Genomic DNA, 26911 nt, shown 5'->3' on the forward strand with positions numbered 1-26911 from the left:
CTGACCTACCGAGGAGGCCCACGTGTCCATCAGCGCCGAGAACACGACTCACGAATCAGTGGCCGCGGGGCACACTGCTCCGGAGCCGACGCCCGAAGAGGCTGCCCAGCTCAAAGAGCTGTACCGGGATTTTGACCGGGAGAACCTGATCCCGCTCTGGACCGAGATCGCGGATTTGATGCCGATGGTCCCGACCCCCAAGGCGGTCCCCCATGTCTGGCGGTGGAGCGACCTGTACCCGCTGGCGGCCCGTGCCGGGGATCTGGTCCCGGTGGGCCGGGGCGGGGAGCGCCGGGCCATTGCCCTGGCCAACCCGGGCCTGGCCGGCACCCCGTACGCCACGCCCACGCTGTGGGCAGCCATCCAGTACCTCGGTGCCCGTGAAACCGCGCCGGAACACCGGCACTCGCAGAACGCGTTCCGCTTCGTCGTCGAGGGCGAGGGCGTGTGGACCGTGGTGAACGGGGACCCGGTGCGGATGTCGCGCGGCGACTTCCTGCTGACCCCGGGCTGGAACTTCCACGGCCACCACAACGACACCGATGAGCCGATGGCCTGGATCGACGGCCTGGATATCCCGTTCGTGCACTACGCCGACGCCGGCTTCTTCGAGTTCGGCACCGAGCGCGTCACCGATGAGGCCACCCCGGACATCTCCCGCTCCGAGCGGCTCTGGGCCCACCCGGGCCTGCGCCCGCTCTCCGGCCTGGACGACACCACGAGCTCCCCCATCGCGGCGTACCGCTGGGAATACACGGACCGCGCACTGGCCGAGCAGCTGCTGCTGGAAGACGAGGGCCACCCGGCCACCGTGTCCCAGGGCCACGCCGCCGTCCGCTACACCAACCCCACCACGGGCGGGGATGTGATGCCGACCATCCGGGCCGAATTCCACCGCCTGCGCGCCGGCGCCGCCACCGAGACCCTCCGCGAGGTCGGCTCCAGCGTCTGGCAGGTCTTCGAGGGCTCCGGCTCCGTGGTCCTGAACGGCGAAACCAGGACCCTGGCGAAGGGCGACCTCTTCGTCGTCCCGTCCTGGGCCGCCTGGTCCCTGCAGGCCGAGACCGGGTTTGACCTCTTCCGCTTCAGTGACGCCCCCATTTTCGAACGACTGAACTTCAACCGCACCTACCTCGAAGGACGCAAGAACGCATGAGACTCCTCACCCTCCGCACCGAAACCGGCACCAAGGCCGTGCGCCAGGACGGCGACACCCTGACCGAGATCGACGGCTTCGCCGACGTCGGAGAGCTGCTCCGCTCAGCGGACTGGGAAGCGACCGCGAAGGCAGCCAAAGGCGCCACGCACCCGCTCGAGGGCGCCAACCTTGACGCCGTCGTGCCCTCCCCCGGCAAGATCATCTGCGTGGGCCACAACTACCGCAACCACATCAAGGAAATGGGCCGGGAAGTCCCCGAGTTCCCCACCCTGTTCGCCAAGTACCAGGAATCCCTGATCGGCCCGAACGATGATCTGGCCCTGCCGCAGGAATCCGGTACCGTCGACTGGGAATCCGAACTCGCCGTCGTCATCGGCAAGAAGGGCCGCCGGATCAGCGAAGCCGACGCCGCGGAGCACATCGCCGGCTACGCCGTGCTCAACGACGTGTCCATGCGCGACTACCAGTTCCGCACCATCCAGTGGCTGCAGGGCAAGACCTGGGAAAAGTCCACCCCCTTCGGCCCCGCGCTGGTCACCAAGGACGAGTTCAGCGGCGGCCTCATGACCACCGCGGTCGACGGCGAAGTGCAGCAGCAGACCCCGACCAACGACGTCGTCTTCACCCCCGAGTTCCTGGTCTCCTACATCTCCACCATCATCACGCTGAACCCGGGCGACGTCATCGCCACCGGCACTCCGGGAGGCGTGGGCCACGCCCAGGACCCGAAGCGCTACCTGCAGGAAGGCCAGATCCTCGTCACCACCATCGAGGGCCTGGGCCAGCTGAAGAACCGCGTGGTCAAGGAAGCCTGATGGTTGCCCGCCACGACCAGACGACGGACCCGGAGCTGCTTGCGGCCCTGCTGCAGGCACGCCGGGGCACGGCGTTCTTCGCCCGCAAGCTCAACGAACTCTCCGACGCGGAGCTCGACGGCGATTCGCTGCTGCCGGGCTGGACCCGACGCCACATCACCGCGCACATCGGCTACAACGCCCGTGCGATCGCGCGGCTCATCGAGTGGGCGGCCACCGGCGTGGAGACCCCGATGTACGCCTCCACCGCGGTCCGCGACCACGAGATCGACTTCGGGGCAACCCTGAGCCCGATCGCGCTGCGGCACCTGTTCGACCACTCCGCCGTGCACCTGAACGTCGAATGGCGGGACCTGCCCGGGGACGCCTGGCGCCACTTAGTCCGCACCATCCAGGGCCGGGAAGTGCCTGCCACCGAAACGGTCTGGATGCGCAGCCGGGAAGTCTGGATGCACGCCGTGGACCTGGCCAACGGCGCCAGCTTCACCGACATCCCGGTTCCCGTGCTGGAGCGGCTCCTGAAGGACATCACCGGCGCCTGGAAGGCCCGCGGCACCGATGCGGACCTCGTGGTCAAGGTAACGGACCGCGGCCTCACATTCGGGGACACGACGTCGGCGTCCCCTACCGTGGTCTCCGGACCGCTCGCGACCGTCGTCGAATGGGCCGCCGGCCGCGGCAACGGCGGCGTCACCGCCAGCGGGTCCGGCGCTGAAGCCGGCAACGGCAAGGTTCCGGCCGCACCGAAGTGGATCTGAGCCCCACGGATTCCAGCAGCAGACCGGAAAAGCCCCCTCACCCGAGGGGGCTTTTCCGGTTTAAATACCGCAGGGACCGCCGGCTACTTTCCATCCCGGTAACCATCTGCATGTGCGATTACTCAGTGTGGTGACTATTGCGGAGCAGAGTGGTAAACATGAGCTGTTCCGCTGAGGAACCCCGGCGGGGCTCGTTTCTCACAGCGAGGTGAACCATGACTTCCATCAATCCTGCCAATCATCTCGACGAACTCGGCCAGCGCACGCTGCGCAGGGCGCGCCGCCGCATCATGCCACTGATCGTCCTGCTCTACTTCATTGCGTACCTGGACCGGAACAATGTCGGCTTCGCGAAGCTGACCATGAGCGAGGACATTGGCCTGAGCGCATCGGCATACGGCCTCGGCGCGGGCATCTTCTTCCTCGGCTACGCGCTGCTGGAAATCCCGAGCAACGCCGGAATGTACCGGTTCGGCGCCCGCAAATGGATCGCCCGGATCCTCATCTCATGGGGCATCTTTGCGACCGCCATGTGCCTGGTGAACGGCGAAACCAGCTTCTACATCGTCCGGTTCCTGCTCGGTGCCGCCGAGGCAGGGTTCTTCCCCGCCATCCTCTTCTACCTGACGCTGTGGTTCCCGGCCGCCCAGCGCGTCACGGTGCTGGGGATCTTCATCCTGGCGCAGCCGGTGTCCAATGCCCTTGGCGCTCCGGTTTCGGGCCTGCTGCTGCAGATGGACGGCATTCTTGGCCTGCAGGGGTGGCAGTGGCTTTACATCGTTGAGGGCATCCCCGCCATCATCCTCGGGATTCTGACCCCGGTCCTGATGACCGACCGCCCCAGCCAGGCGCATTGGCTGGCCGACGATGAGCGCGAATGGCTGACCAGGACCATGGACGATGAGCTGGCCCACAAGCAGAAGGGGCAGCCCCATCATTTCCTGGCCGGCCTCAAGGACCCCCGGACCATTGCCTACGCAGCGCTGTACTTCGGGCTGGTCTGCGGTATCTACGGCCTCGGGCTGTGGATGCCGACGATCGTTGCCGCACTCGGGGACTTCAGCACCACGCAGGTCGGTTTTATCGTTGCCATCCCCTACACGATTGCGGCGATCTTTGTGTACTTCTGGGGCAAGCGCTCGGACCGTACCGGTAACCGGGTCTTGCACGCGACCCTGAGCATGATCATGGCGGCCATCGGTCTCTTGGCTGCCGGCTACCTGGTCGAGGTCAACGCGATCCTGGCACTGATGGCCCTGACGCTGGCGGCCATGGGCATTTACTCCGCTATTGCCCCGTTCCTGGCCATGCCCGCGACTGCCCTGGTCGGTGCTGCGGCAGCAGCCGGTCTGGCCATGGTGAATTCGCTCGGTAATCTGGGCGGGTTCGTGGCTCCCTACGCCGTGGGGCTGCTAAATGACGCCTCGGGCGATAACCGTTCCGGCCTCGTGTTCCTGTCGGCCTGCCTCGGCATCACGGCCGTCGCGACCTATCTCTACGCACGCAAGCGCCCGGAGGGACATGTGAAGCCCGGTACGCCCTCCACGGTCGGGGAAGAAGCTGTAGCTTCCGACGACTTCGACATCCAGAACTGACAATCAGGCGACGAAGGGCTAAGGGACATGACTCAGCAAAAAGCGTTTCCGGTGAAGCGGACCGCCGTGCTGACCGGCGCGGCCTCTCCCCGCGGCATCGGACGGGCGACGGCGGAAATGCTCGCCAGCGGAGGCTGGGCGGTTGCGATCCTGGATGTCGACGGCGACGCAGCCCGGAACGCAGCGGAGGAAATCACCGCCGTTTACGGTGTCCAGGCGATTGGCGTGGGCGCGGACGTCTCCGACCCGGAGGCCGTCAACGCCGCCATTGACGAGGTTGAATCCACCCTGCCGCCGATCGTTGGCCTGGCCAACCTGGCAGGTATCAGCTCACCCACGGAGTTCATGGACGAGACGCTCGGGGCGTGGGAGCGGGTGTTCAAAATCAACATGACCGGCACGTTCCTGGTATCCCAGCGGGTGCTCAAGGGCATGATCGAGCGGAAGCTAGGAAGGATCGTGAGCGTCTCGTCCATCTCCGCCCAGCGCGGAGGCGGCACCTACTCCAAGGTGGCTTACAGTGCCTCGAAAGCTGCCATCATCGGTTTCACACGGGCTCTGGCCCGGGAAATGGGCCAGCACGGAATCACCGTCAACTGCGTGGCTCCCGGCCCCGTGGACACGGACATCATGGGTGGAACACTCACGGATGAGCGAAAAGCCGCCATGGCTGCCGACATCCTGGTGGGCCGGGTGGGAACCGTACGGGACATCGCCGCGCTGATGGTGTTCCTGCTGGGCGAGGATGCCGGCTTCATCACGGCCGCGACGTATGACATTAACGGAGGACTGCAGATTTCCTGACCCTTGCGAACTGAGTCATCTGCGCAAGACGGGGCTCAGCCCAGGTGGACGATCGGGGCGTCGCCGTCGGTGCCGGTGAACTTCTTGCGGTCGATGTTGATGAGCAGCAGGGCAATCGGAGCGATCAGGATCGCAACACCTGCGGCCCAGACGAACACCTTGGCGTAGCCGTCTGAGAGGGCCGCCAGTGAGACACCGCCGGCCGCGGCCGCGATGGTGCTGAAGAGAGCGATGCCGAGGGAGCCGCCGATCTGCTGCGAGGCGTTGACCAAGGCGCTGGCCACACCGGAATCATCCTTGTCCACGCCGAACAGCGCCAGGTTCTGCATCGGCACGAACACCATGCCAAGCCCGACACCCAGGAGAAGGAGCGCGGGCAGCATGTTGACGAGGTAGAGGCCCTCGGCGCTGACCTGCGTGAGCCAGAGCATCGCCGCCGCCATGAAGACCGGACCCGCGGCCGTCGGGATCTTTGCACCCAGCTTCGGCAGGTTCTTCGCGACAACCCCCGCCGTGATGATCAGTGCCACCGTCATGGGCAGGGAAGCAAGCCCGGCGAGGAACGGGGCGAAGCCAAGCACAATCTGGATGTAGAAGTTGATGAACAGAATGCCGCCGATCAGGACCGCGCCGGACAGGAACGAGGCCAGGAACGCCGCTCCGCGGTTGCGCTCGGTGGCCACGCGCAGCGGCAGGAGCGGGTGCTTGACGGTGGCCTCGACCAGGACGAAGAGTGCCATGAGTACGACGCCGGCTGCAATGAATCCCCAGGCTTCGGGGGCATCCCAGCCGTGCTCCGCATTGGTGAAGCCGTAGACGAGGGACCCCAAACCCAGGGCGGCCAGGACGACGCCGGGCCAGTCATATTTGGTGGACCCCTGGGCCTTGCTTTCGCTGACCAGAGACCACACGCCGGCGAGGGCGATGGCGGCGATCGGCACGTTCACGAAGAAGCACCAGCGCCAGCTCGCGTGTTCGGTCAGGAAACCGCCCAGCAGGACGCCGACGGCGGCACCGACGCCGGTGATGGAGCCGAAGATCGCGAACGCCGTGCCGCGGTCCTTACCGCCCGGAAAGGCGACGGTCAGCAGCGCCAGGGCGGCGGGGGCCAGCAGCGCAGCGAACACGCCCTGCAGGGCGCGCGCGCCGATCAGTTCCCAGGGCTGTTGCGCGATGCCGCCGAGCAGGGACGCGACCGCGAAACCTGCGGCGGCCACGATGAATGTCCGTTTCCGGCCCCAGAAGTCCGCGATCCGGCCTCCGAGCAGCAGGAAGGCGCCGAAGGCCAGTGCGTAGGCCGTGACCACCCAGGAACGCGTCGAGTCACTGATCGCCATCTCGATCTGGAGACGCGGCAGTGCCAGGTTCACGATCGTGCCGTCCAGGACCACCATGAACTGCGCGAGGGCCAGGAACACCAGCGCCCACCAGCTGCTGCTGGGCCCGCTCCCCTGCTTTGTCCCTGCATCTGCTAGCTGTGTTGCCATGTCAAAATCCACCCTTCGACGTATTAATACTTACAAAAGTATAACTACTTGAAATGAGTTCTTAGGCAGGGACGTGGGGGTGATGTGCGCTACTCGGGCTCGGCGATGATCGAGGCGAGGCGCTGCAGGGCCGGCAGGCTGGCGGCGATTTGCTCGCGCTCTTCGGGCAGCAGCCGGGAACTCGCCGACTCCAGCGCTTCCGCCCAGGCGCCCTCAAGGAGGGCCTTGATCCGCTGGGACTCCGCCGTGGGGTGGAGGGCGACGTACCGCTTGTCTGCGGCGTCGCGGGTGCGGGTGACAAGGCCCGCGGCGACCAGCTCCCGGAGCTGGACGCTGACGTTGCTGAACTGCCGCCCGAGACGCGAGGCAACGTCCGCAACGGTGATGCCAGGGTGGTTCTCGATGACCCGGAGGATTTCCAGCACGCCATTGGACAGCGGCCGGACGCCAGTGTCATTGTGCGATTTCCGGCGGATATCGGAGGAAATGTCGATCACCGAGACGGCCAGGGACCGGTGGTCCACAGCCTTCGCCGGTACTTCGGCTGCGCCCATACTTTCCATCCGGTTCAGCCTTCGTCGCAGAGCAGGTGGTACCAGTTGTCGGCGAGCACCTCGAGTGCGTGTTCGCGGTTTGGTTCAAACTTCCGTCGTGTCCAGAGCGTGGCGACGTAGTCGAGCGAGGTGAACGCGAGGGTGCCGCGAATGTGGCGCGTCTCCTCCGAGAAGCGACTTGCCAGCTCCATTCCGCGCACGAGGTCGGAGATGACCTCCTCATGCCATCCCTCGACCAAGGCGCGCACTTCGCGATCAACGGCGGCTGCCTCCTCGAGCACGTCGAGGTACGGGCGGAAGACTGGCCAGAGCATCGCCCGCGACTCCAGCCAGGCCAGGATGCCCGGCAGCTCGCCTGCGCGCACGACGTCGACGAGCTCGGCCGCGGTCGATCCCCGTTCGGGGCCGTCCGCGCGGTCCAGCACAGCGTTGACGCGTGCCATGAAGTCCCGCATCAGGTCGCTGCGCGAGGGGTAGTAGGCGTAAAAAGTCACCCGGGTGGTTCCTGCCGCAGCGGCAATCTCATCGATCGTCGTCGCGGCGTAGCCCTTCTCGGTGAAGAGTTCAAGCGCCCGTTCGACGATCACGTCGCGGGTCAGCTGCTTCTGGGCCTCTCGCAACGACGACATGGATCAATCCTAACGGTGTTGTGCGGCGTCAGACGCGAGCTGGCGCGGCCGGACGCACCGCGGCCGGACCGACGTCGGCCAGCCGGCGCAGTTTGGGGATGGGGATCCGGTAGTTGATCGCGACGGCGGTGCCTGAACCGTCCATGTTGTCCCAGCGCAGCAGCATCGAATCCGCACTCTCGCCGGGCTCGCAGAAATCGGGAGCCCCGACAACCGGCGCGAAGCCCACCGACTTGAGCGACAGGCCGAAGCCCTCTGTCCAGAAGTACGGCTGGAAGTCGAACTCGGGCGCCGCGTCACCCTTGAGCAGGCCGACGGCGGCGATCTTGGCCTGGTCGATGGCGCTGGTCCAAAGGGGCACCCGTTCCACCCCTCGACGGGTCGGGAAGAACGCCACGTCGCCGGCGGCGACGATGTCCGGCCGGAGCCTGCCGCGCGAGTCGACACGCAGCTGCCCGTCGACGAGGAGGTTCGAGCCAGCCAGCCAGCCGATGTTTGGCTCGTCGCCGATAGCGGTGACCACAAGGTCCGCCTCCAGTTCGGTGCCGTCGGCAAGGACGACTTTTGCCCCGGTACCGTGATCGAGAAGACGGGCCTTCCCACCGCCAACCAGCCGCAGTCCGCGCCGGACGGCGGCGGAGGTGAAGATGTCGGCCAGATGGTCGCCAAGCTGACGCGAGAGCGGCTTGGCGTCGGAGACGAGGGTGACCTCGCAGCCCACGTGCAGGCAACCGGACGCGACCTCAACGCCGAGCGGTCCGCCGCCGACCACAATAACTGACGGGCGCGATGCGGCCAGTTCCTTGAGGAGGATCGCATCCTCGATGGTGCGCAGGGTGAGCTCCCGGAGGGAGCCGTCCTGTCGCGGTCCAGCTGCTCCTTGCTCCGGGGCGAGGCGCTTCGCCCGGGAACCGGAAGCGATGACGAGGCCGTCATACGGCAGCTCATCGCCCCCGTCCAGGCGTACCAGCCGGGCGTCAACGTCCAGGCCCGTGGCGCTGACTCCGAGCAGCTCGGTTGCTTCGTGGGTCGGCTCGGGGAGCACGTGGGCCTGGAGTACATCGTCGCTGTCGACACTGTCCCCATCAACACTGTGCAGCAGCGCCTTGGAGAGGGCTGGCCGGCTGTAGGGATGGTGGCGCTCGGCGCCCACAACAGTGAGCTCACCATCGAAGCCGGCCGAGCGCAGCGAGTCGCAGGCCGTGAGCCCGGCGATGCCGTTGCCAACCACCACTATCCTGCGCATCGTCATGCCGCGGCCAATCGCAGCGCGGCAACCGGGCAGACCCTTACCGCCGCCTTCGCGGCGTCCAGGTCAGCCCCTTCCGCGTCCGGAACGTCGATTACCAGCTCGCCGTCTTCGTCGAGGTGCATCAGCCGGGGCGCGGCTTCTTCGCAGAGGCCGTGTCCCTCGCAGCGCGGCCGGTCGAGTTGGATCCTCATGCTGCCACCACCTTGGTGATCTGGAGCAACTCGAGGCTCCGCGTGATGTTGCTCGGCTCCCGGACTTCATCGGAAATCGTCAGCGTTTTCACCCTGCGGGCAAGGGCCTCAATGATCGCATGGGCTTCAAGTTTCGCCAGGCCTTGGCCGGCGCAGCCGTGCGGTCCGTAGCCGAAGGACAGGTGGTCCACCGGGTTGCGCATCACGTCGAAGGTGTCGGGATTCTCGTAGTGCCGCGGGTCCCGGTTGCCGGCGCCGAAGAGGATGCCCACCTGCGCCCCGGCAGGAATCGTGGCTCCGTCGATTTCCACGTCGCGGGTTGCCCTGCGGCCCCAGATGTGGACCGGTGCCCAGTAGCGCAGCACTTCGGCGAACGCCGCGGGGACGAGTTCCGGGTTCTCCCGGACCAGCCCGAACTGCCCGGGGTGGTGGCCGAACAGCGCAATGATGTTTCCTATTGACGCGATTGTCGTGTCGACGCCCGCTCCCAGGTACTGGTGGATGATGTGCCCCGCAGAGCCTTGGGGAATGTCGCCGCGTGTCTCGGCGTCGAAGATTCCGCGGCCGATTGAGCCGGGTGTGAGGTCGTCGGCGGGGACCGACGAGCACCAGCCGTAGAGCTCGCCGGCGATCGGGAAGCTCTCCTGCGTGCGCTGGTTCAGCGGGCCGATGACCTGCATCGCGGCCTGGCCCCAGCGCAGCATGTTGTCCTTGACGTGTCCGCTGAAGCCAATGAGGTCGGCAACGATTTCGATCGGGAAGGCCCGGGCCAGGGAGTCGATGGCCTCAAAGCTGCCGCTGTCGGCGAGCTCGGCGACGAGCTGGTCCGCCTTTTCGTCGATGACGACCTTCAGGCCGCGGAGTGCGCGGGGGGTGAGGTTCTGTGACAGCGTGGCCCGGAGCTGCGTGTGAATGGGCGGGTCGGAGGCAAGCGACGTGCCCTGCAGCGCCTCGTTCACCATCGGGTTGAAGCCGATGCTGGTCGACGAGAAGGTCTCCGGATCACCGAGTGCGTCACGGATAACGTCGTAGCGCGTTAGGACGTACAGCTCGTTCTTGGGAAGGTGCACCACTGCGGCCTGCTCGCGGAGCGAGGCATATGTGGGGTAGGGGTCGACCAGGACGTCGTCGGCCCAGATGTCGATGCCGGATTCGGTGGGTGCAGTCACGGTGTTCTCCTTGCGGATTGCGGATTGTGGGTTGTGGGTAGTGGGTAGTGACGTGAAGCCGTCAGTCTCAGACGGCCACTTCAGCGGTGGCCTCTGTCGTCTCTGCGATGGCGTCGGGGGTGGGCGCCGAAGAACGAGCGGAGATGAAGAGGGTGAGGAGGGCGGAGGCTGTTGCCGCGATGGCAGCGACGAGGTAGACCGTTTGGAAGCCCTGGCCGAGCGAGGCTCCGGCCACGCCCTGTATCTGCTGCTGCGCGGCGGTGAGGGCCTGGACCATGCCGTCGACAGCAGGGGCGGGTGCGCCCCCGGCCAGTGCCTGGCCGGAGAACTGGGCGATGACGCCGTCCCAGCCCGAGAGATAGCCCAGGGGCGGCACGTGGGAGAGCCCGGCGACTGCGTTGGCGGGCAGCCCCGCCCCGCCGAGGATCCCGCCGAGGGGGCCCGCGAAGACTGAGGCGCCGATGCTGAACGCGATGGCCGAGCCGATGACCGGGCCAAGGGCGAAGCCAAGGTCCCGCAGCAGGTTCGTCGTCGCCGACGCCATGCCGATGTGCTGCAGCGGGACGGTGTTGATCGCCACGGAAGTGATGGAGCCAACTGTGAGCGCGAATCCGATGCCCAGCAGCAGAAGTGGCGGAATGAAGGCCGTCCACGGGGTACCGCCGAAGGCCTCCGGCGCGCCCAGGGAGAACGTCGAGAGCCAAAAGCCGGAGATGGCCATGAAGGCGAAGCCCGAGGTGAGCACCCAGCGCGGCGCTATGTGGCGGATGAGCCACCCCACCACCGGGATGAAGGCGAACGCGGGGCCCTGGATGAAGACGAACAGCACCCCGACCTTCCAGGTCTCGGCCAGGGCAAGGCCGCCGACGGCGACGCTGGTGCTGAAGCAGATCGCGAGGAAGGCAAACATGCCGGTGACCGCGACGACGCCTGTGATCGAGTAGGCGCTGTTCTTGAACAGGGAAAGGTGGATGAGCGGCTGTTTGGTCCGCGTCTCGATGACGAGGAAGAGAACCAAAAGGATGCCGCCGATGACGTAGCTAACGATGACATCCGAAGCGCCGAAGCCCGCATCGACCGCCTGAACCGTCGCAAAAAGCACGGCGATGAGGCCGAGCGCGAGGGTGAACTGGCCGGGCAGGTCGAGTTTGCGTCCCTCCGCGGCCGCGGAGTCCTTCGCCCGGAGCGCGACGATGAGAACGCCCACGGCGACGGCGGCCGCAACGAAGTAGGCGACACGCCAGCCGCTGAACACGTTCGGCGTGCCAGCCGCAGCGCCTGGCACGGTGAAGAACTGGGCCGTGAGGCCGGCGAGCAGGGGGGAGATCACCGCGCCGAGCGACAGGAACCCGGCCCAGGTGGCAATGACCCGGGCCCGCGCCCGGTGGTCCGGGGTGATCGCCGCGATCATGGACAGCGAAATGGGGAAGAGGATGCCCGCCCCGATGCCGCCGACGGCCTGCGCGGTGATCATCATCTCGGTTGTCGGCGCCAGCGCAGCAAGGACGGAGCCGACGATGCTGACCCCGGCGCCGATGTACAGAAGCTTCTTGCGTCCGAACAGGTCACCCAGGAGCCCCCAGCTGAGCTCGAACACGACGATACCCATCAAGAACATGCCCGCGATCCAGGTCAGGCCCGCGCCCGAGGTATGGAATTCCGCGGCGAAGGTGCCGCTGAGGGCACCCGGCAGGGCGTTGGTGATCTGCGCGAGTGTGACCGCGCTGTAGGCGGCCACGAACGTCGCTCGTACTGAGCCTCGGCTCGACACCGTGGTGGTCTGACTCATCGATGAAACTCCTTTGTTTCCGGTCGATTCTCCGGTGGTGCGCCGTTGCTGGTGCCCTACCGGGTAAGTGCCGGTAGGCCGGAGGTAGATGTGGCGCTCCCCACAGTGTGGTGCCAAGGTTTACATGATGTCAAGAGCACTTACGCAACGTTGGTTTCATAAGCACGCCGATGCTCAGCTGCCGTACGGCCTGCAAATTTCCTTGACATCATGTAAAGAAATATGTGAGGCTGACTGCACCGCAAGGGAGCGACGGCACGGTCGAACTCCGCGGCACCCCTGCATTGCAGCACTCGATCCTCAAGGGAGAAGCCAAGTGAGCCACACCACACCCGCCGATACCGGTGACGCGTTCCACGCCCCCGCCGGGCAAACCGTCAACACGGTCTTGGGTCCCGTCCCTGCCTCGGAACTGGGCGTTGTGGCGCTCCATGAGGCTTTGTTGTCGGTGGTCCCGGGCGCCCAGTACGCACCGGAGATCTCCATGGACCGGGCGGAGATCTTCCAGGCCCTGGCCGCGAAACTCGAGGACTTCCGCGGGCACGGCGGGAAGACGATCGTGGACAGCACCGGCATGTTCCACGGCCGCGACCTCAAGCTCTACGAGGCACTGTCCCGCTCCACCGGCGTCCACATCGTCGCCTCCACGGGCCTGGGCCCGGAGGAAGAACTCGGCGGATACTTCCTGACGCCCCAGACCAACCCGCCCACCCCGTGGCCGGCCGAAAAGTTCAGTGATCTCTTCGGCAAGGAGGTCAAGGAGGGGATGGTGGTTCCCCGGGTCGAGCGCCGCGCCGCCGCTGGCATCATCGCCACCACCGCCGACCGCGCCGGTATGACGCCGACCGAGGAAAGCCTGTTTCGCGGCTCCGCCCGCGCTGCCAGGGACACCGGCGTCCCGGTCTCCATCCGCTTCGGCGCCGACGCCCTGCACGATCTGGACATCGTCCTGGACGAGCAGATCGGGGCCGACCGGGTGCTCGTCGGCGGCCTCGACCGCAAGGACGGCGCCGGCTCCGCCATGGAAGTGGCCGGCCGGGGAGCCTTCGTCGGCATCGACCACGTGGGCCTGAACGACCATGCGGACTACCTCACCGACCACGATCGCGCCGAACTGGTGCTCGAGCTCGTCAAGGCAGGCCATGCCGAAAGGATCATCCTTTCGGGCAACTCGATCGGCGTGGCCAAGGGTCTGCCGGAGTACAACCTGCCCTACAGCCACGTCCTGACCACCTTCATGCCTTTCCTCAAGGCCCACGGCCTGGGCGAGGAAGACGCCCGGCGCATCCTCGTGGACAACCCGCGCAACCTGCTGACCGTGCGCTAAGCACGCGGCGGCCCACACACAACAAGCTTTCGAACCCCGAGGTGAACGAAATGACCAAAGTCAACACCGTGCTGGGAACCATCCCGGCCGAAGAACTGGAAATCGTGGCGGTCCACGAACACATCGGCTACGGCATGCCCGGGTCCGAACTGGACACCAAGTGGTGGAAGTCTCCGGAGCAGGCCTACGAGGAAACCGTGCCGAAACTGCGGAAATTCCGCGAATACGGCGGCGGCACCTTCGTGGACGCCACGGGCATTTGCAACGGCCGCGACGTCGACTACTACAAGTCACTGTCCCGGAAGACGGGCGTGCACATCGTGGCCTGCACCGGCTTCGTCGGCGGCGACACCGCCCTGCCGCACTTCTCCCGTGCCACCGTGGAGTACCTCACGAAGGTGTTCATCCACGAGATCACCGTCGGCATCGGCACTACAGGCGCCAAGGCCGGCGTCATCAAGGTCGGTGTGAGCCGCGGCGGACGCATGACGGACCTGGACCAGCGGATCTACCGGGCCGCGGCCCGCGCCGCCGTCGTCACCGGCGCACCGGTCCTGACCCACCTGGCCATCGACCCCGAACCGGCGGTGAACATTTTCAACGAAGAGGGCCTCCCGCTGGACCGCGTGCTCTTTGGCCACGCCGACGACGGCCTGAACGCTCCGATCACTCCCCACGATTGGATCTACGAGCAGGGCGGCCGCATCGGCTTCGACACCTTCGGCTACGACCTCGAACTGCCCGATCCGCCGTTCTGGGGCCGCAAGCGCGCCGAACGCATGGAGCACTTCGTCCACCTCGTGAACAAGGGCTATGCGGACAAGCTCCTGGTCTCGGCCGACGCAAATTGCAGCCCACTGGGCTGGCCGGGAGTGAAGGGCCACACCATCAACTACATCTTCGAGGACATGATCCCCGACATGCGCGCAGCCGGAATCGACGACGCCACCCTCAAACTCCTGCTCGAGGACAACCCGGCCGACTTCCTGTCGCTTCACGCCTGACCCCGGACAATCCACCACACTCACCGTTCCCCAACACTTGGCCCGGGCCAAGCGTCAAGAAAGAGATGAACCATGAAGGCTGAAGACATCAAGAACCTCAACATCGCCATCGTCGGCGCGGGGTACGGCGGCGCCGCGGCGGCCAAAGCCCTGAGCCTGCTCGGTGCCGACGTCAACGTGTACGAACAGGCTTCCCAGATGCGGGAGGTCGGCGCCGGCATCGGGCTGCGTCCCGCCACCATGCACCGGTTCAGCCAATGGGGCATCTTTGACGCGATCGCGAAAGTAAGCTCGCCGAGCGACTACTTCGAAATCCTCACCGCCACGGGTGAGCCGATCATGAAGGACACCTGGCCGGAGTTCGGCGAGCAGACACAGACCCACCTCATCCACCGCGGCGACTTCATCGAGGCCCTGCTGGGCGTGCTGCCCGAGGGCATGGTGCACCTTGGCCACAAGCTGGAAACCATCGAGGACAAGGGCGGCCGCCCCGTCCTGACGTTCACCAACGGCAAGAGCGTCGAGGCCGACCTGGTGGTGGGCGCCGACGGCATCAAGTCCGTGGTGCGTGAGCAGCTCTTCAGCGACAAGGGTCCGGTGTTCTCGGGCGAACACGCCTACCGCGCTGTGATCTCCGCCGACGACGCCCACGGCATGGTGGTGGACGACAACCTGCGGATGTACATGGGCAGGGGCACGAAGGTCTACCTGCTGCCGCTGCGTCACCGCAACCAGATGTCGTTCGATATCACCGCACTGTGCCCGGACAGCACCTGGGCCCCCACGATCACGAAGGACGACCTCGTGGCGACAGTGGAGGGCTTCGACGAGCGGATTGTCAACATTGCCCGCGGCCTCGACATGGACACCGTGAACATCCGCGCCGTCTACGACATAGACCCGGTTAGCTCGTGGCACACGGACTCCGTCGTGGTCATGGGCGATGCGGCCCACTCGATGCTGCACCACCAGGGCCAGGGCGCGAACTCGGCCATCGAGGACGCCGGCGCGCTCGCCGATGCCCTTGCGGGGGCTGGCTCCGTCAAGGAGGCACTGGCCCTGTTCCAGGCAACCCGCAAGCCGGTAACGGACGAGCTGCAGCGTATCTCCCGCCAGGGCTGGTCCGAGGACGAGGTCAATGACGTCTTCCCGGGGCAAAAACCCACGTCCCAGAAGCCCGCCGCCGCATCGAAAGCGTGAACGCCATGACCATCCATCCCGAAATCGCCAAAATCCTCGGCACCCTGCCGGCACCGGACGGGTCGCCGCTCAACCCGGCGGCCATGCGCGCCGGGGAGGCTTCGCAGGTGCTCCCTCTCGAGGACCGGCTGCCGCTGTTCCTTGTCGAGGACGCCACGGCAGTGACGGCGTCGGGCGAGGTGCCCGTGCGGATCTACACGCCTGCCGAGGCGGACGCCTACGGCCTGCTGGTGTACTTCCACGGCGGCGCATTCTTCCTGGGCAGCCTGGACACCCACGACCACGTGGCACGGTCGCTGGCGAGGGAGACCGGCCACAAGGTCATCTCGGTCGGCTATCGCCTCGCCCCGGAGGCCGCGTTCCCGGCCGGCCTCGACGACTGCTACGGGGTGGTCCGGTGGGCCGCCGAGCAGGGTGCGAGCCTGGGCTGGGACGGGAAGAACCTGGCCATCGCCGGTGACAGCTCGGGTGGCAACTTCGTCGCGGCCGTCGCCGCGCAAGCACACGACGACGGGTTTGATCTCATCACGCACCAGGTCCTCTTCTACCCGTCCCTGGACCTGGACTTCGACGTCGACCGCTACGCCTCACTGCGGGAGAACGCTGAGGGGTACGGGCTGGAGACGGCGGGCCTTTTGCCGTTCAACTCCTTCTACCTCGGGAACGGGGCGGATCCGTCGGATCCCCTCGTCTCCCCCATCAAGCGCGAGGATCTCGCCGGCCTGCCACCGGCCCTGGTCATCACCGCGGAGTACGATCCCCTGCGCGATGAGGGCGAACTCTACGGCCAGCGACTGACGGAGGCCGGCGTGGACGCGACGGTCAGCCGTTACGCGGGGGCAAACCACGGCTTCGTCGCAAACTTCTCCTGGCTCCCGGAGTTCTACCGGGCGTTCGGTGAGACGGCCGCCTTCCTGGACGGGAACGCCGGGCAATGACGCCGGCAGTCGCTGTTCATCCCATCGTCTCGCCGTGGGGCCGGTTCGGTCTCTACAGCTTCTTCATCGACGCCCCGGAGCCCGCCATCGTGGACACTGGGATCGCATCCTCGCCCGCGGAAGGACTGGCGCCCGCGCTGGCGGCGATCGGCCGCCGGGTCGAGGACGTCCGCTGGATCCTGCTGACTCACGGGCATATCGACCACGTCGGCGGTGCCCACGCCCTGTGGGAACTCACCGGACGGCGCGCGCAGGTCGTTATCCACGAGGCCGACGCGCCGCTGCTGCGCTCGCGAAGGGCGCACGTGGACGAATACGTCGCCGGCCGGGCGCAGTACCTGCACGACCCTGACGGTGAATCGAGGCTGTCGGCCGCCGCGGACGCGGTTATCTCCGGCGAGATGGAACCGACGTTGTTGGTGCGGGGCGGCGAGAGAATCTCCCTCGGTGGTGACGTCACCGTTTCCGTTCACTCAATCCCGGGACATACCCCCGGGTCGGTCGCCTACGTCATCGACGGGCAGGACGACGTGTTCGTCGGCGACGCCGTCCAGGTCCACGGCGCGGCCAACGGGTTCCCCGGTTTCGTGGACCCGGCCGGCTATCGCGCAGGCCTTCAGTACCTGCGTGAGGAGATCCGTCCGCAGCATCTCTACCTCGGGCACCCGTACCGCCGCGCGGACGGCACGCCGTACGGCGTCGAGCTCGACGCGGAACAGGCCAGGGAAGCGCTCCAGGCGAGCCAAGAGATCGAGGCCCGTGTCGGTGACGCGGCCTGCCGCTGCCTGGACGCCGGGCTGCAGGACACGGACTCGCCATACTCGCCCTTCGCCCGCGTTGCTGAAGAACTCGGCTACGCGGGGGACCCCAGCCTGGAGCCGTCCCCGTTCTTCACGACGCTCCACGGCTACCGCACAACCTTTGACCAAATGACCAAGCATGAGGAGCTACGCACCCATGGATGACCTAAAGATGCTGGATGCCGGCGGGGAAAAGATTGCTGTCCGCAAGGATCTCCGGGTCCCGATGCGGGACGGCGTCGAGCTCGCCGCGGACGCCTATCACGGTACTGAGGACAAGCCGCGGCCCGCCCTGGTGGCACTGAGCCCCTACGGCAAGGAGCTGCAGGCGCTGGCCCTCACCACCCCGCCGCAGCGGCGCCCCAGCCCCATGTGGGACGGCTGCATCGAGGCCGGGGACATCGCCCGCATCGTCAAGGAGGACTACGTCCACGTCATCGGCGACCTGCGCGGCTCCGGCCACTCCGGCGGCGAGCACATCGGCAATTACAACGCCGGCGGCGTCTCCCTGGGCCAGGACGCGTACGACTTCATCGAATGGGTCGCCGAGCAGCCGTGGTGCGACGGCAACGTCGGCATGGTCGGCATCTCCTACTTCGGCTCCATGCAGGTGCTGGCCGCGGCCGAGCGCCCGCCGCACCTGAAGGCGATCTTCGTCTCCGGCGGCCACTACGACTTTTACGAGACCACCTACCACGGCGGCGTCATGTGGTTCATGCCGCGCGCCGCCCGCGAGGGCCGCGGCGGCGACTCCGGCTGGGCGTTCACCGACGGCGTGAAGTCCCGCATGATCGAGAAGTACTCCCCCGATGAACTGAAGAAGCTGGTCCAGGAGCGGCTGCAGGATCCGGACGTGGCCGCCTGGCCGAACCTGGTCCATGTCCTGAACTACCCGAAGAATCATGAGGTCTGGTTCGACATCGTGATGAACGAGCTGGACGGGGACTGGTACGAGGAGCGCAACCCCGTCTCGCTGGCCCCGAACATCGACATCCCGGTCTGGCTGCAGCTCGACCAGGGCCGCGGCTGGACCTTGGATGGCACGATCGAGCTGTTCAATAAGCTGAAGGGCCCCAAGAAGCTGGACATCGGTCCCTACCCGCCGATGCAGTCGCGTCCCTTTATCGAGGAGCACGACAAGATGTTCCGGTGGTACGACTACTGGATCAAGGGCATCGACAACGGCGTCATGGACGAACCGGCCGTGAGCGTCTTTGTGGAGGGTTCCCGGGAGGTGGTGACCGCCGAGGCGTGGCCGCCGAAGGACATCGAGTACAAGTCCCTCTATCTGCGCCCGCGCCACACGCTGTCCGAACAGCCCGAGCCGATGGGGGCGGAGTACGCCGCCCCGGACGGCTTCTACCAGGCGCCGCTGACGGTGACGGACAAGGTGGAGATCATCAGCTGGTCCACCCCTGTCTTCGAGGAGGACACGGAGATGATCGGCGCCGGTGCCGCGCACATCTTCGCCGAGATCGACCAGCCGGACACCAACTTCATCCTGCGCCTGTGGGACTACGCTCCCAACGGCCCGCGCCAGCTGATCACCAGCGGCTACCTGAAGGCCTCGCACCGCGAACTCGACGAGCGAACCACCGAGGGCAACCCGTACCACGCGCACACCCGTTCCGTGCCGGTGGAGCCGGGGACGATCGAGGAGTACGTGCTGCGCCTCTATCCGTTCGCGAACACGTTCAAGCCGGGGCACAAGCTGACGGTGGAACTGTCCAACGGCGAGCCGCTGGCCGACGAGCACAATGCGCTGCTGCCGCCGGATGCCTTCCACCTGCCCGTGGGCCGGCCCGTCACCCATAAGATCTACCGCGACGCCGCCCACCAGTCCAGGCTGGTCCTGCCGTTCACCACACGCAAGGCGGCGGAAGACCAGGGGCACTGATGTCGTGGGGCACCTGAAAACGCCGGGGCGCAGTCAATAGACTGCGCCCCGGTGCTTCCTGCTCACTCAGCCAGCAGGAAGCACCAGTTCTCGACCATCAGATCCAGAGAAGTGTCGCGGTCTACGGTCCAACCGAGCCGCATCCAGCGCCGGGAAAAGAACTCCAGTTCTCCGAAGGCCAGCGTGCACCGGACACGGCGGCTGGGTGGGTCAAAACGCCCGGCCCGGTCCAGGCCGGCCTGCATGTCATCGATTGCCAGGTCGAACCACTGATCCAAAGCGGCCTGGATGTCCGGTTCGCTGGCCGCGGCCTGGTGCGCCGCCACCACATAGGGACGGATGTCGGCCCATTGGTCAAATTTCCGTGCAAGCCAGACCCTGATCAGCTTGCGGTCCCCGGATTCCACCACCGAATGCAGCGGCGGCACATCGGCATCGGTCAGTATCTCGTTGGACCGCTCGACGAGCGAGCGCATGAGCTGGGCCTTGGACGGAAAATGCGAATAGAAGGTTGCCCTGGTGGTGCCTACGGCAGCGGCAATGTCATCCACCGTGGTGGCGGCGAACCCCTTTTCCTCGAAAAGCTCCAGCCCCTTCTCGAGAAAAAGTCGGCGGGTCATCTGCTTTTGAGCTTCTCGAATGCTTGCCACGGCCCCAGATTAGTCCACATTCTCAGACCACGCTGGAATCCGCCGATACCGAATCGGTTGAGCAGCAGCGGCGGGCTGCCCGCAGTTCCGGGTGCCATCGGAGCGATCCGGTGGCACCCGGAGCCGCAACCGCGGCCGCGGCAATGACCGGGCGGGTCACGAACGGACGTAGGCCGCCAGGTGCTGGCCGGTGAGCGTGGCGCGGGCAGCGACGAGGTCGGCGGGGGTGCCCTCGAAAACAAGCCTGCCGCCGTCGTGGCCGGCACCGGGGCCGAGGTCGATGATCCAGTCGGCGTGCGCCATGACCGCCTGGTGGTGCTCGATGACGATAACCGACTTGCCGGAGTCGACGAGCCGGTCCAGGAGGCCCAGCAGGTTCTGGACGTCGGCGAGGTGCAGGCCGGTGGTGGGCTCGTCGAGGACGTAGATGTCACCCTTCTCTGCCATCTGGGTGGCGAGCTTGACGCGCTGCCGCTCACCGCCGGATAGCGTGGTGAGCGGCTGGCCGAGGGTGAGGTAGCCGAGCCCGACGTCCACGAGCCGGTCGAGGATCTTGTGGGCCGCCGGCGTGCGGGCTTCCCCTTCGCCAAAGAACACCTCGGCCTCGGTCATCGACATTGCCAGCACTTCGGCGATGTTGTAGCCGCCCAGCCTGTACTCCAGCACCGAGGCCTGGAATCGCTTGCCCTCGCAGTCCTCGCAGATGGACTCGACGGTGGCCATGACACCGAGTTCGGTGAAGATGACACCCGCGCCGTTGCAGGTGGGGCAGGCGCCTTCCGAGTTGGAGCTGAACAGCGCCGGCTTCACGCCGTTGGCCTTCGCGAATGCCTTGCGGATCGGCTCGAGGAGGCCCGTGTACGTCGCGGGGTTGCTGCGGCGCGACCCCTTGATGGCACCCTGGTCGATTACCACCACACCGTCGCGTCCGTCCACCGAGCCGTGGATCAGCGAGCTCTTCCCTGAGCCGGCGACGCCGGTGACCACGCAGAGCACGCCGAGCGGGATGTCGACATCCACACCCTGGAGATTGTTGGTGGAGGCACCACGGACCTCCAGTGCGCCCGAGGACGGGCGTACCGATTCCTTTACCGCGGCCCGGTCGTCGAGATGGCGGCCGGTGATGGTGTCACTCCCCCGCAGCCCCTCCACGCTTCCCTCGAAGCAGACACTGCCGCCCTCGGTGCCTGCGCCGGGACCGAGGTCAACGACGTGGTCGGCTATCGCGATGGTCTCCGGCTTGTGCTCGACGACAAGCACGGTGTTGCCCTTGTCGCGCAGCTGCAGCAGCAGCTGGTTCATCCGCTCGATGTCGTGCGGGTGCAGGCCGATCGTCGGCTCGTCAAAGACGTAGGTGATATCTGTGAGGGACGAGCCCAGGTGCCGGATCATCTTTGTGCGCTGGGCCTCTCCCCCGGACAGCGTGCCCGCCGGCCGGTCCAGGGAGAGGTAACCCAGCCCGATTTCGGCGAACGAGTCGAGCAGGTGCCGCAAGCCGTTCAGGAGCGGCGCGACCGAAGGCGCATCGAGCTCGCGGACCCACGCGGCCAGGTCGCTGATCTGCATCACGCAGAGGTCGGCGATGTTCTTGCCCTGGATCTTCGAGGACCGGGCCTCCCGGCTGAGCCGCGTGCCGTCGCACTCCGGGCAGGCCTGAAACGTGATGGCGCGCTCCACGAAGGCCCGGACGTGGGGCTGCATCGCCTCGACGTCCTTGGACAGCATGGACTTCTGGATCTTCGGGATCAGCCCCTCATACGTCAGGTTGATGCCCTCAACCTTGATCTTGGTCGGTTCCTTGTAGAGCAGGTCGTGCATTTCCCTTTTGGTGAACTTCGCGATCGGCTTGTCCATGTCGAAGCCGGCGCCGCTGAAGATGCGGCCGTACCAGCCGTCCATGCTGTAGCCGGGGATTGTCAGGGCACCGCCAGCGAGCGACTTGGAGTCGTCGTAGAGCGCAGTGAGGTCGAAGTCGGAGACCGAGCCCATGCCCTCGCAGCGCGGACACATGCCGCCCAGGTAAACCGCGTCGTGCACCACATTCTTCTCGACCCGGCCGCTTTTCTCGGTGCTCATCACGCCGCTTGCCTTCCGCGTCGGGACGTTGAAGGAAAACGCCGTGGGGGGTCCCACGTGTGGTGATCCCAGCCGGCTGAAGAGGATGCGCAGCATGGCGTTGGCATCGGTGACGGTGCCGACGGTGGACCGGGGGTTGGCGCCCATCCGCTCCTGGTCGACGATGATCGCCGTCGTCAATCCCTCGAGGTGGTCCACCTCCGGCCGCGACAACGTCGGCATGAAGCCCTGCACGAAGGCGCTGTAGGTCTCGTTGATCATCCGCTGCGACTCTGCGGCGATCGTGGCGAACACCAGGGAGCTCTTGCCCGAGCCGGAGACGCCGGTGAACACCGTCAGCCGGCGCTTCGGGATCTCGATGCTGACGTCCTTGAGGTTGTTCTCGCGCGCGCCCTGTACGCTGATCAAATCGTGGGTGTCAGCAACATGCTGCGCAGGCGACTGCGTGTCCGCCCCGGTGGCCATGCTCATGGTGTCTCCATCTGTTTGCGGGGCCGCCTGCGCGGACTCCCTCAGCGTCGCTTTGCTCTATCTAACCAGCTTCCGGCTCTGTGCCTTCTTGTCCCGCGTCCGCCTTGCCCGCGTCCGCCTTGCCGCGTCCGCGGACGGCTCAGAGCGGCTGCTGGATGCGGATCAGGTTGCCCGCGGGATCGCGGAAGGCACAGTCGCGGACCCCGTAGGGCTGCTCTGTCGGCTCCTGGACCACCTCGGCGCCGCTGGCCTGGAGCCGTTCGAAGGTAGCGTCGACGTCCTTGGTGGCCAGGAGGATGCGGGCGTAGGTGCCCTTGGCCATCATCTCGTCGATGATGCGGCGCTCGTCGTCGGTGATACCGGGGTCGGCGGCCGGCGGCTCCAGGACGATGGCCGTGCCCGGCTGGTCGGCCGGGCCGACCGTGATCCAGCGCATCCCGCCGTATCCGACGTCGTTGCGGACCTCGAAACCGAGTGTGTCGCGATAGAAGGCGACGGCGGCGTCGGGATCGTTGTGTGGGAGGAAACTCGCGTGAATGTTGATGTCCATGAAATTCATGCTAGCTGCGCTTCGGGGGCCGGCACTTCTCGATTCCTGACCGGTCTGGTGACCTGTTTCGCCACGCAGGACGGCATCCCCGCGGTCGCGCGCGCCGCCTCGCGCCGGTAGACGCTGGGCGGTACGCCGACCAGTTCGGTGAAACGGGTACTGAAGGTGCCCAGCGACGAGCAGCCGACCGTGAAGCAGACGTCGGTGACGCTCAGGTCGCCGCGGCGCAGCAACGCCATGGCGCGCTCGATGCGCCGCGTCATCAGATAGCTGTACGGTGACTCGCCGTACGCGAGGCGGAACTCGCGGCTGAGGTGCCCGGCGGACATGTGCACACCGCGGGCGAGGGCCTCGACGTCGAGCGGTTGCGCGTACTCCCGGTCCATCCGGTCACGGACGCGGCGTAGCAGCGCGAGGTCGCGCAAGTGCTGCGCCGGGTCGGGTTTGCTGGTCACATGTGAGATGGTGCTACTTCGCGCCGAAGTTGTCCACCCCGGCCGTGGTCCCAAATCTCAAGTCGTTCCATTGTCTTTGGCGGCGGCCTCACTGAGAATGAACCATGACGGTCTACCTGAGGTCCTTAGAAACTGCAGTCCCGCCAACCATCCTGGTCCAGTCCGAGGCCAGGGCGGTGTTCGCCGCCCAGCCGGGCCTCACTCGGCTCGGATCCCGGCTGGTCAACACCTGCTTTGACTCCGCCGCCATCGACACCCGGCATACGGCAGTCGAGGAACTCACCAAGGACAGCCGGGCGGAAGATCCCCAGTTCTTCGACCCGGCCACCGGCTTGGTGCTCAGCCCCAGCACCAAGACCCGCAACGGCATTTTCGCCACGGAAGCGACCAAGCTCTTCATTGAGGCCGCCCAAAAAGCCCTGGATGCCTGTCCGGGAGTCGATGCGCAGGACATCACCCACCTGATCACCGTCTCCTGCACCGGATTCTTCAATCCGGGCCCGGACTACAAGATTGTCCGGGCCCTCGGCCTGAACCCGGCCGTCCAGCGGTACCACCTCGGTTTCATGGGCTGCTACGCCGCATTCCCGGCGCTGCGGGCCGCGAAGTCATTTTGTGAAGCGGACCCGGATGCGGCGGTGCTGGTGGTCTGCGCCGAACTCTGTTCCCTCCACGTCCGGACCTCCAATGACCCGGACACCATCATGGGATCGGCCTTGTTTGCCGACGGCGCCGCTGCGGCCATCATCACGGCGCGGGACATCCCTGGCGAACCAGCCCTGCTGCGGCTGGACCACTTCGAAACCGTTCTGACGCCCGTCGGGGAGGACTCGATGGCCTGGAACATCGGCGACGAAGGCTTCGAGATGGTGCTGGGAAACTATGTCCCGCACATCATCGATGACCACATCATCGGCGCCCTCGAACCTCTCCTGTCCCGCGACAGTTCGCTGCAGGGACTCCCCTACCGGGACATCCAGCACTGGGGCATCCACCCGGGCGGCCGGAGCATCCTGGACAAGGTCCAGTCCAGGCTGGACCTCAGCGACGAACAACTCGTCCCCGCCCGCGAAACCCTGCGGAACTTCGGCAACATGAGCAGCGCCACCGTCCTGTTCGTCATCAAGCACATCCTGGACCTGCCGGCGGCGGACGACGCCGGGACCAGCCCGGCCAGCCCCGGCGGCCCGGGCGTGGAACGGATCTGCTCCATGGCCTTCGGCCCGGGGCTGACGGTCGAAACGGCACTCTTCACCAGGCTGGCTGCCCCGCGACCTGCTGACAACCCGCGGCAGGAGTCCGCGGCGGAACCGGCGGAACCAGTAGCGGTACGGGTCTGAAAGCGGCCACACTGAAACCGTTCAGCGCGAAGCAGATCCCAGAACACCTCCGGGCGGCCCTCTTGCGGGACCGCGCGTCAGACGCCGTCGAGGAAATGGACCTGCCCGGCTGCGATCCCGGCCGGCTGGAGCGCACTTATGCCCAGTTTGCGCTCGTCAACCGCGCAGTGGCCGGTTGGCGCGGCATCTATCGGACCCGGATCCGGCCGCGGCTGTCCGCGGACTCCCCCACGTCCCTGCTGGACATCGGTTGCGGCGGGGGCGACGTTTCGGTGCTGCTTGCCCAATGGGCCGCCCGGGACGGGCTGCGCCTGGAAGTCACTGCCATTGACCCGGATCCGCGGGCCATCCTGTTCGCCCGCGCCCGCCACGCTACGGCGGACGTGACGTTTCGCCAGGCGAGCTCTGCCGAGCTGCTCGCAGGGGGCCAGCGGTACGAGGTCGTGGTGTCCAACCATGTGCTGCACCACCTCAGCGGGCTGGGAACGTTCCTTAGCGAGTGTGCCATGTTGTCCAATGGCACCGTCATCCACAACGACATCCGCCGCAGCCCCGCCGCCTACGCGCTCTTCTTTGCCGGCTCCTGGGTGCTCACAGGCTCCTACATCCGGCGGGACGGGTTGACCTCAATCCGTCGAAGTTACACTGCCGCGGAGCTGGCCGCCGCCGCTCCCCCCGGCTGGACAGTGGCCCGCCACGCGCCATTCCGGAACCTGCTGCTGCTGGACACTCCCGACGGCGACTATCCGGGGAGGCCCGCTGCCCGTGGCTGAAGTGCTGATCATCGGTGCTGGTCCGGTGGGACTTTTCATGGCCGCGCTGCTGCTGCAGGAAGGCGTGGATGTGCAGATCCTGGAACAGCGGAGCGCACCGGAACCGCACTCGCGTGCCATCGGTATCCATCCGCCGGCGTTGGCTGCGCTCGCGGGAACCGGAGTTTCCGAGGCCCTGGTTGCCGAAGGCGTCCCGATCCGTCGCGGAGTCGCCCTCGCTGGCGGGAAATGCCTCGCCCAGATGTCCTTTGCCGGTGTCTCGGACCGTTTTCCGTTCGTCCTGTCCCTGCCCCAGGGCCGCACGGAGGCGCTGCTGGAACGGCGGGTCAATGAGCTCAACGACGGCGCCCTGCACCGCGGCGTCCGCCTCATCCGGTTGACCGACGACGGCGCCCGCGTCACCGTGGAAGCCGTATCCGGGCGCGGCACCTTGAGCTATGCGGCGCCGCTGGTCATTGCCGCCGACGGCGTGCGCTCCACAGTGCGGGCGCTGCAGGGCGTCGCCTTGCGAGCCAAAGAGTACCCGGACAGCTACCTCATGGGTGACTTCGCGGACAACACCGGGTTCGGTCCGGACGCCGCGCTCTTCCTGGCCGGTGCCGGCATCGTGGAGTCGTTCCCCTTGCCCGGTCATCTCCGCCGCTGGGTGGTCCGGCTGGGCGCCGGCGACCCCCCTGCTGCCGGCGACCCCCCTGCTGCCGGCGGCGCCACCGCGGGCGGCCAGCGCGACGACAGTCAGGGCGGCGACGCCCTGTGGCTCATGCGCTGCGTACGCGAGCGGACAGGACTCGACATCGACGCCGGAACCAACAGCATGCTCAGCAGCTTCGGCGTCCGCACGCGCCTGGCCCGCCGGATGGTGACCGGCCGGGTGGTGATGATCGGGGATGCGGCCCATGAGGTCAGTCCCATCGGCGGGCAAGGCATGAACCTGGGCTGGCTCGACGCTGCGGCGCTGGTACCGATCGCAACGGCCGCCATGCGCCGCCAGCAGGTAGACGGCGCCTTGAAGAACTTCGAACGCACCCGGCTGCGGGCGGCGGCGAGGGCCGCACGCCAGGCCGAAATCAATATGGCCCTGGGCCGGCCCCTCACGGACGGCCTCTTGGGGTTGCGGAACCGGGCCATCGGAGGCGTCGCCGCAGTTCCGGCGGTGAACGCACTGATCGCCCGCCGCTTCACGATGCAGTGAGCATCCCGGTTGCTGCCCCGCGGTCTCCCGCCCGTC

Annotated in this window: 25 protein-coding genes; 14 read left to right on the forward strand and 11 right to left on the reverse strand. The window is 66.7% G+C overall.

Going from position 1 to position 26911, the window contains the following annotated elements; genetic code table 11:
- Positions 1–22: 22 nt before the first annotated feature.
- From MRBLAR12_RS01865 to MRBLAR12_RS01885, 5 genes are all read left to right on the forward strand, one after another.
- On the forward strand, positions 23–1156 hold the full coding sequence (locus MRBLAR12_RS01865) for a cupin domain-containing protein (RefSeq protein WP_364743108.1): 1134 nt from the start codon (positions 23–25) through the stop codon (positions 1154–1156).
- The gene (locus tag MRBLAR12_RS01870) at positions 1153–1974 is read left to right on the forward strand and encodes a fumarylacetoacetate hydrolase family protein (protein ID WP_364743111.1); all 822 of its coding nucleotides are present in this window, start codon (positions 1153–1155) and stop codon (positions 1972–1974) included. The genes MRBLAR12_RS01865 and MRBLAR12_RS01870 overlap by 4 nt, the downstream gene beginning before the upstream one ends.
- Positions 1974–2732, forward strand: a complete 759-nt coding sequence (locus MRBLAR12_RS01875; protein WP_364743114.1) for a maleylpyruvate isomerase family mycothiol-dependent enzyme — start codon at positions 1974–1976, stop codon at positions 2730–2732. Before MRBLAR12_RS01870 ends, MRBLAR12_RS01875 begins: the two co-directional genes overlap by 1 nt.
- A gap of 215 nt (positions 2733–2947) precedes the next feature.
- Positions 2948–4327 (forward strand): MFS transporter, encoded by a 1380-nt coding sequence (locus MRBLAR12_RS01880; RefSeq protein ID WP_229992393.1) that lies wholly within the window; start codon positions 2948–2950, stop codon positions 4325–4327.
- Positions 4328–4354: 27 nt separating this feature from the next.
- Positions 4355–5131 carry an SDR family NAD(P)-dependent oxidoreductase gene (locus MRBLAR12_RS01885; protein WP_229992394.1) on the forward strand — a complete coding sequence of 259 codons (777 nt, stop codon included), beginning with the start codon at positions 4355–4357 and terminating at the stop codon, positions 5129–5131.
- 35 nt (positions 5132–5166) lie between these two features.
- Here MRBLAR12_RS01885 and MRBLAR12_RS01890 read toward each other — a convergent pair whose 3' ends face one another.
- The 7 genes from MRBLAR12_RS01890 to MRBLAR12_RS01920 form a co-directional block, all read right to left on the reverse strand.
- A complete protein-coding gene (locus MRBLAR12_RS01890) occupies positions 5167–6618 on the reverse strand; it encodes an MFS transporter (protein WP_364743117.1) in 1452 nt (483 codons plus the stop codon).
- 89 nt (positions 6619–6707) lie between these two features.
- Positions 6708–7181: a MarR family winged helix-turn-helix transcriptional regulator gene (locus MRBLAR12_RS01895; RefSeq protein WP_364743119.1), complete on the reverse strand. Its 474-nt coding sequence runs from the start codon at positions 7179–7181 to the stop codon at positions 6708–6710.
- Positions 7182–7186: 5 nt separating this feature from the next.
- Positions 7187–7801: a TetR/AcrR family transcriptional regulator gene (locus tag MRBLAR12_RS01900; RefSeq protein WP_364743122.1), complete on the reverse strand. Its 615-nt coding sequence runs from the start codon at positions 7799–7801 to the stop codon at positions 7187–7189.
- Between the two features lie 28 nt (positions 7802–7829).
- Positions 7830–9053 carry an NAD(P)/FAD-dependent oxidoreductase gene (locus tag MRBLAR12_RS01905; protein WP_364743125.1) on the reverse strand — a complete coding sequence of 408 codons (1224 nt, stop codon included), beginning with the start codon at positions 9051–9053 and terminating at the stop codon, positions 7830–7832.
- On the reverse strand, positions 9050–9244 hold the full coding sequence (locus tag MRBLAR12_RS01910) for a ferredoxin (RefSeq protein ID WP_364743128.1): 195 nt from the start codon (positions 9242–9244) through the stop codon (positions 9050–9052). Before MRBLAR12_RS01910 ends, MRBLAR12_RS01905 begins: the two co-directional genes overlap by 4 nt.
- Positions 9241–10413, reverse strand: coding sequence for a cytochrome P450 (locus MRBLAR12_RS01915; RefSeq protein ID WP_364743131.1), 1173 nt, complete (start codon positions 10411–10413; stop codon positions 9241–9243). The genes MRBLAR12_RS01910 and MRBLAR12_RS01915 overlap by 4 nt, the downstream gene beginning before the upstream one ends.
- Positions 10414–10480: 67 nt before the next feature.
- Positions 10481–12202, reverse strand: coding sequence for an MFS transporter (locus MRBLAR12_RS01920; protein ID WP_364743134.1), 1722 nt, complete (start codon positions 12200–12202; stop codon positions 10481–10483).
- Positions 12203–12518: 316 nt separating this feature from the next.
- Between MRBLAR12_RS01920 and MRBLAR12_RS01925 the strand changes: the two genes are divergently transcribed.
- The 6 genes from MRBLAR12_RS01925 to MRBLAR12_RS01950 all read left to right on the forward strand — a co-directional run bounded on the left by MRBLAR12_RS01925 (position 12519) and on the right by MRBLAR12_RS01950 (position 19368).
- On the forward strand, positions 12519–13529 hold the full coding sequence (locus MRBLAR12_RS01925; RefSeq protein ID WP_229992402.1) for a phosphotriesterase: 1011 nt from the start codon (positions 12519–12521) through the stop codon (positions 13527–13529).
- 50 nt (positions 13530–13579) lie between these two features.
- The gene (locus tag MRBLAR12_RS01930) at positions 13580–14533 is read left to right on the forward strand and encodes a phosphotriesterase (RefSeq protein ID WP_229992403.1); all 954 of its coding nucleotides are present in this window, start codon (positions 13580–13582) and stop codon (positions 14531–14533) included.
- Positions 14534–14605: 72 nt separating this feature from the next.
- Positions 14606–15733: an FAD-dependent monooxygenase gene (locus tag MRBLAR12_RS01935; RefSeq protein WP_229992404.1), complete on the forward strand. Its 1128-nt coding sequence runs from the start codon at positions 14606–14608 to the stop codon at positions 15731–15733.
- Positions 15734–15738: 5 nt separating this feature from the next.
- Positions 15739–16671 (forward strand): alpha/beta hydrolase, encoded by a 933-nt coding sequence (locus MRBLAR12_RS01940; RefSeq protein WP_364743138.1) that lies wholly within the window; start codon positions 15739–15741, stop codon positions 16669–16671.
- Positions 16668–17636 (forward strand): MBL fold metallo-hydrolase, encoded by a 969-nt coding sequence (locus MRBLAR12_RS01945; RefSeq protein WP_364743140.1) that lies wholly within the window; start codon positions 16668–16670, stop codon positions 17634–17636. The genes MRBLAR12_RS01940 and MRBLAR12_RS01945 overlap by 4 nt, the downstream gene beginning before the upstream one ends.
- Positions 17629–19368, forward strand: coding sequence for a CocE/NonD family hydrolase (locus MRBLAR12_RS01950; RefSeq protein ID WP_229992407.1), 1740 nt, complete (start codon positions 17629–17631; stop codon positions 19366–19368). Before MRBLAR12_RS01945 ends, MRBLAR12_RS01950 begins: the two co-directional genes overlap by 8 nt.
- Before the next feature lie 62 nt (positions 19369–19430).
- On the opposite strand, the gene MRBLAR12_RS01955 is transcribed toward MRBLAR12_RS01950, so the two are convergent.
- The 4 genes from MRBLAR12_RS01955 to MRBLAR12_RS01970 form a co-directional block, all read right to left on the reverse strand.
- A complete protein-coding gene (locus MRBLAR12_RS01955; protein WP_229992408.1) occupies positions 19431–20018 on the reverse strand; it encodes a TetR/AcrR family transcriptional regulator in 588 nt (195 codons plus the stop codon).
- Between the two features lie 156 nt (positions 20019–20174).
- Positions 20175–22565, reverse strand: a complete 2391-nt coding sequence (locus MRBLAR12_RS01960) for an ATP-binding cassette domain-containing protein (RefSeq protein ID WP_229992409.1) — start codon at positions 22563–22565, stop codon at positions 20175–20177.
- Positions 22566–22704: 139 nt separating this feature from the next.
- Positions 22705–23124 (reverse strand): VOC family protein, encoded by a 420-nt coding sequence (locus tag MRBLAR12_RS01965; protein WP_229992410.1) that lies wholly within the window; start codon positions 23122–23124, stop codon positions 22705–22707.
- Positions 23121–23570, reverse strand: a complete 450-nt coding sequence (locus MRBLAR12_RS01970) for a helix-turn-helix transcriptional regulator (RefSeq protein ID WP_364743145.1) — start codon at positions 23568–23570, stop codon at positions 23121–23123. The genes MRBLAR12_RS01965 and MRBLAR12_RS01970 overlap by 4 nt, the downstream gene beginning before the upstream one ends.
- Before the next feature lie 104 nt (positions 23571–23674).
- Here MRBLAR12_RS01970 and MRBLAR12_RS01975 point away from each other — a divergent pair, with 104 nt between their 5' ends.
- The 3 genes from MRBLAR12_RS01975 (at position 23675) to MRBLAR12_RS01985 (ending at position 26875) form a co-directional block, all read left to right on the forward strand.
- Entirely contained in the window at positions 23675–24910 is a 1236-nt protein-coding gene (locus MRBLAR12_RS01975; protein WP_229992412.1) for a type III polyketide synthase, read from the forward strand.
- A 62-nt stretch (positions 24911–24972) separates the two neighbouring features.
- Entirely contained in the window at positions 24973–25683 is a 711-nt protein-coding gene (locus MRBLAR12_RS01980; RefSeq protein ID WP_290369316.1) for a class I SAM-dependent methyltransferase, read from the forward strand.
- Positions 25676–26875 (forward strand): FAD-dependent oxidoreductase, encoded by a 1200-nt coding sequence (locus MRBLAR12_RS01985; RefSeq protein ID WP_364743149.1) that lies wholly within the window; start codon positions 25676–25678, stop codon positions 26873–26875. The genes MRBLAR12_RS01980 and MRBLAR12_RS01985 overlap by 8 nt, the downstream gene beginning before the upstream one ends.
- Positions 26876–26911 lie beyond the last annotated feature (36 nt).

It is taken from the genome of Arthrobacter sp. LAR12-1-1.1 (assembly GCF_040676555.1).
Classification (GTDB): domain Bacteria; phylum Actinomycetota; class Actinomycetes; order Actinomycetales; family Micrococcaceae; genus Arthrobacter.

Coding starts and splice junctions, on each gene's coding strand:
- MRBLAR12_RS01870 (WP_364743111.1), top strand. CDS start 1,153: ATGAGACTCCTCACCCTCCGCACCGAAACCGGCACCAAGGCCGTGCGC.
- MRBLAR12_RS01875 (WP_364743114.1), top strand. CDS start 1,974: ATGGTTGCCCGCCACGACCAGACGACGGACCCGGAGCTGCTTGCGGCC.
- MRBLAR12_RS01880 (WP_229992393.1), top strand. CDS start 2,948: ATGACTTCCATCAATCCTGCCAATCATCTCGACGAACTCGGCCAGCGC.
- MRBLAR12_RS01885 (WP_229992394.1), top strand. CDS start 4,355: ATGACTCAGCAAAAAGCGTTTCCGGTGAAGCGGACCGCCGTGCTGACC.
- MRBLAR12_RS01890 (WP_364743117.1), bottom strand. CDS start 6,618: ATGGCAACACAGCTAGCAGATGCAGGGACAAAGCAGGGGAGCGGGCCC.
- MRBLAR12_RS01895 (WP_364743119.1), bottom strand. CDS start 7,181: ATGGAAAGTATGGGCGCAGCCGAAGTACCGGCGAAGGCTGTGGACCAC.
- MRBLAR12_RS01900 (WP_364743122.1), bottom strand. CDS start 7,801: ATGTCGTCGTTGCGAGAGGCCCAGAAGCAGCTGACCCGCGACGTGATC.
- MRBLAR12_RS01905 (WP_364743125.1), bottom strand. CDS start 9,053: ATGACGATGCGCAGGATAGTGGTGGTTGGCAACGGCATCGCCGGGCTC.
- MRBLAR12_RS01910 (WP_364743128.1), bottom strand. CDS start 9,244: ATGAGGATCCAACTCGACCGGCCGCGCTGCGAGGGACACGGCCTCTGC.
- MRBLAR12_RS01920 (WP_364743134.1), bottom strand. CDS start 12,202: ATGAGTCAGACCACCACGGTGTCGAGCCGAGGCTCAGTACGAGCGACG.
- MRBLAR12_RS01930 (WP_229992403.1), top strand. CDS start 13,580: ATGACCAAAGTCAACACCGTGCTGGGAACCATCCCGGCCGAAGAACTG.
- MRBLAR12_RS01935 (WP_229992404.1), top strand. CDS start 14,606: ATGAAGGCTGAAGACATCAAGAACCTCAACATCGCCATCGTCGGCGCG.
- MRBLAR12_RS01940 (WP_364743138.1), top strand. CDS start 15,739: ATGACCATCCATCCCGAAATCGCCAAAATCCTCGGCACCCTGCCGGCA.
- MRBLAR12_RS01945 (WP_364743140.1), top strand. CDS start 16,668: ATGACGCCGGCAGTCGCTGTTCATCCCATCGTCTCGCCGTGGGGCCGG.
- MRBLAR12_RS01950 (WP_229992407.1), top strand. CDS start 17,629: ATGGATGACCTAAAGATGCTGGATGCCGGCGGGGAAAAGATTGCTGTC.
- MRBLAR12_RS01960 (WP_229992409.1), bottom strand. CDS start 22,565: ATGAGCATGGCCACCGGGGCGGACACGCAGTCGCCTGCGCAGCATGTT.
- MRBLAR12_RS01965 (WP_229992410.1), bottom strand. CDS start 23,124: ATGAATTTCATGGACATCAACATTCACGCGAGTTTCCTCCCACACAAC.
- MRBLAR12_RS01975 (WP_229992412.1), top strand. CDS start 23,675: ATGACGGTCTACCTGAGGTCCTTAGAAACTGCAGTCCCGCCAACCATC.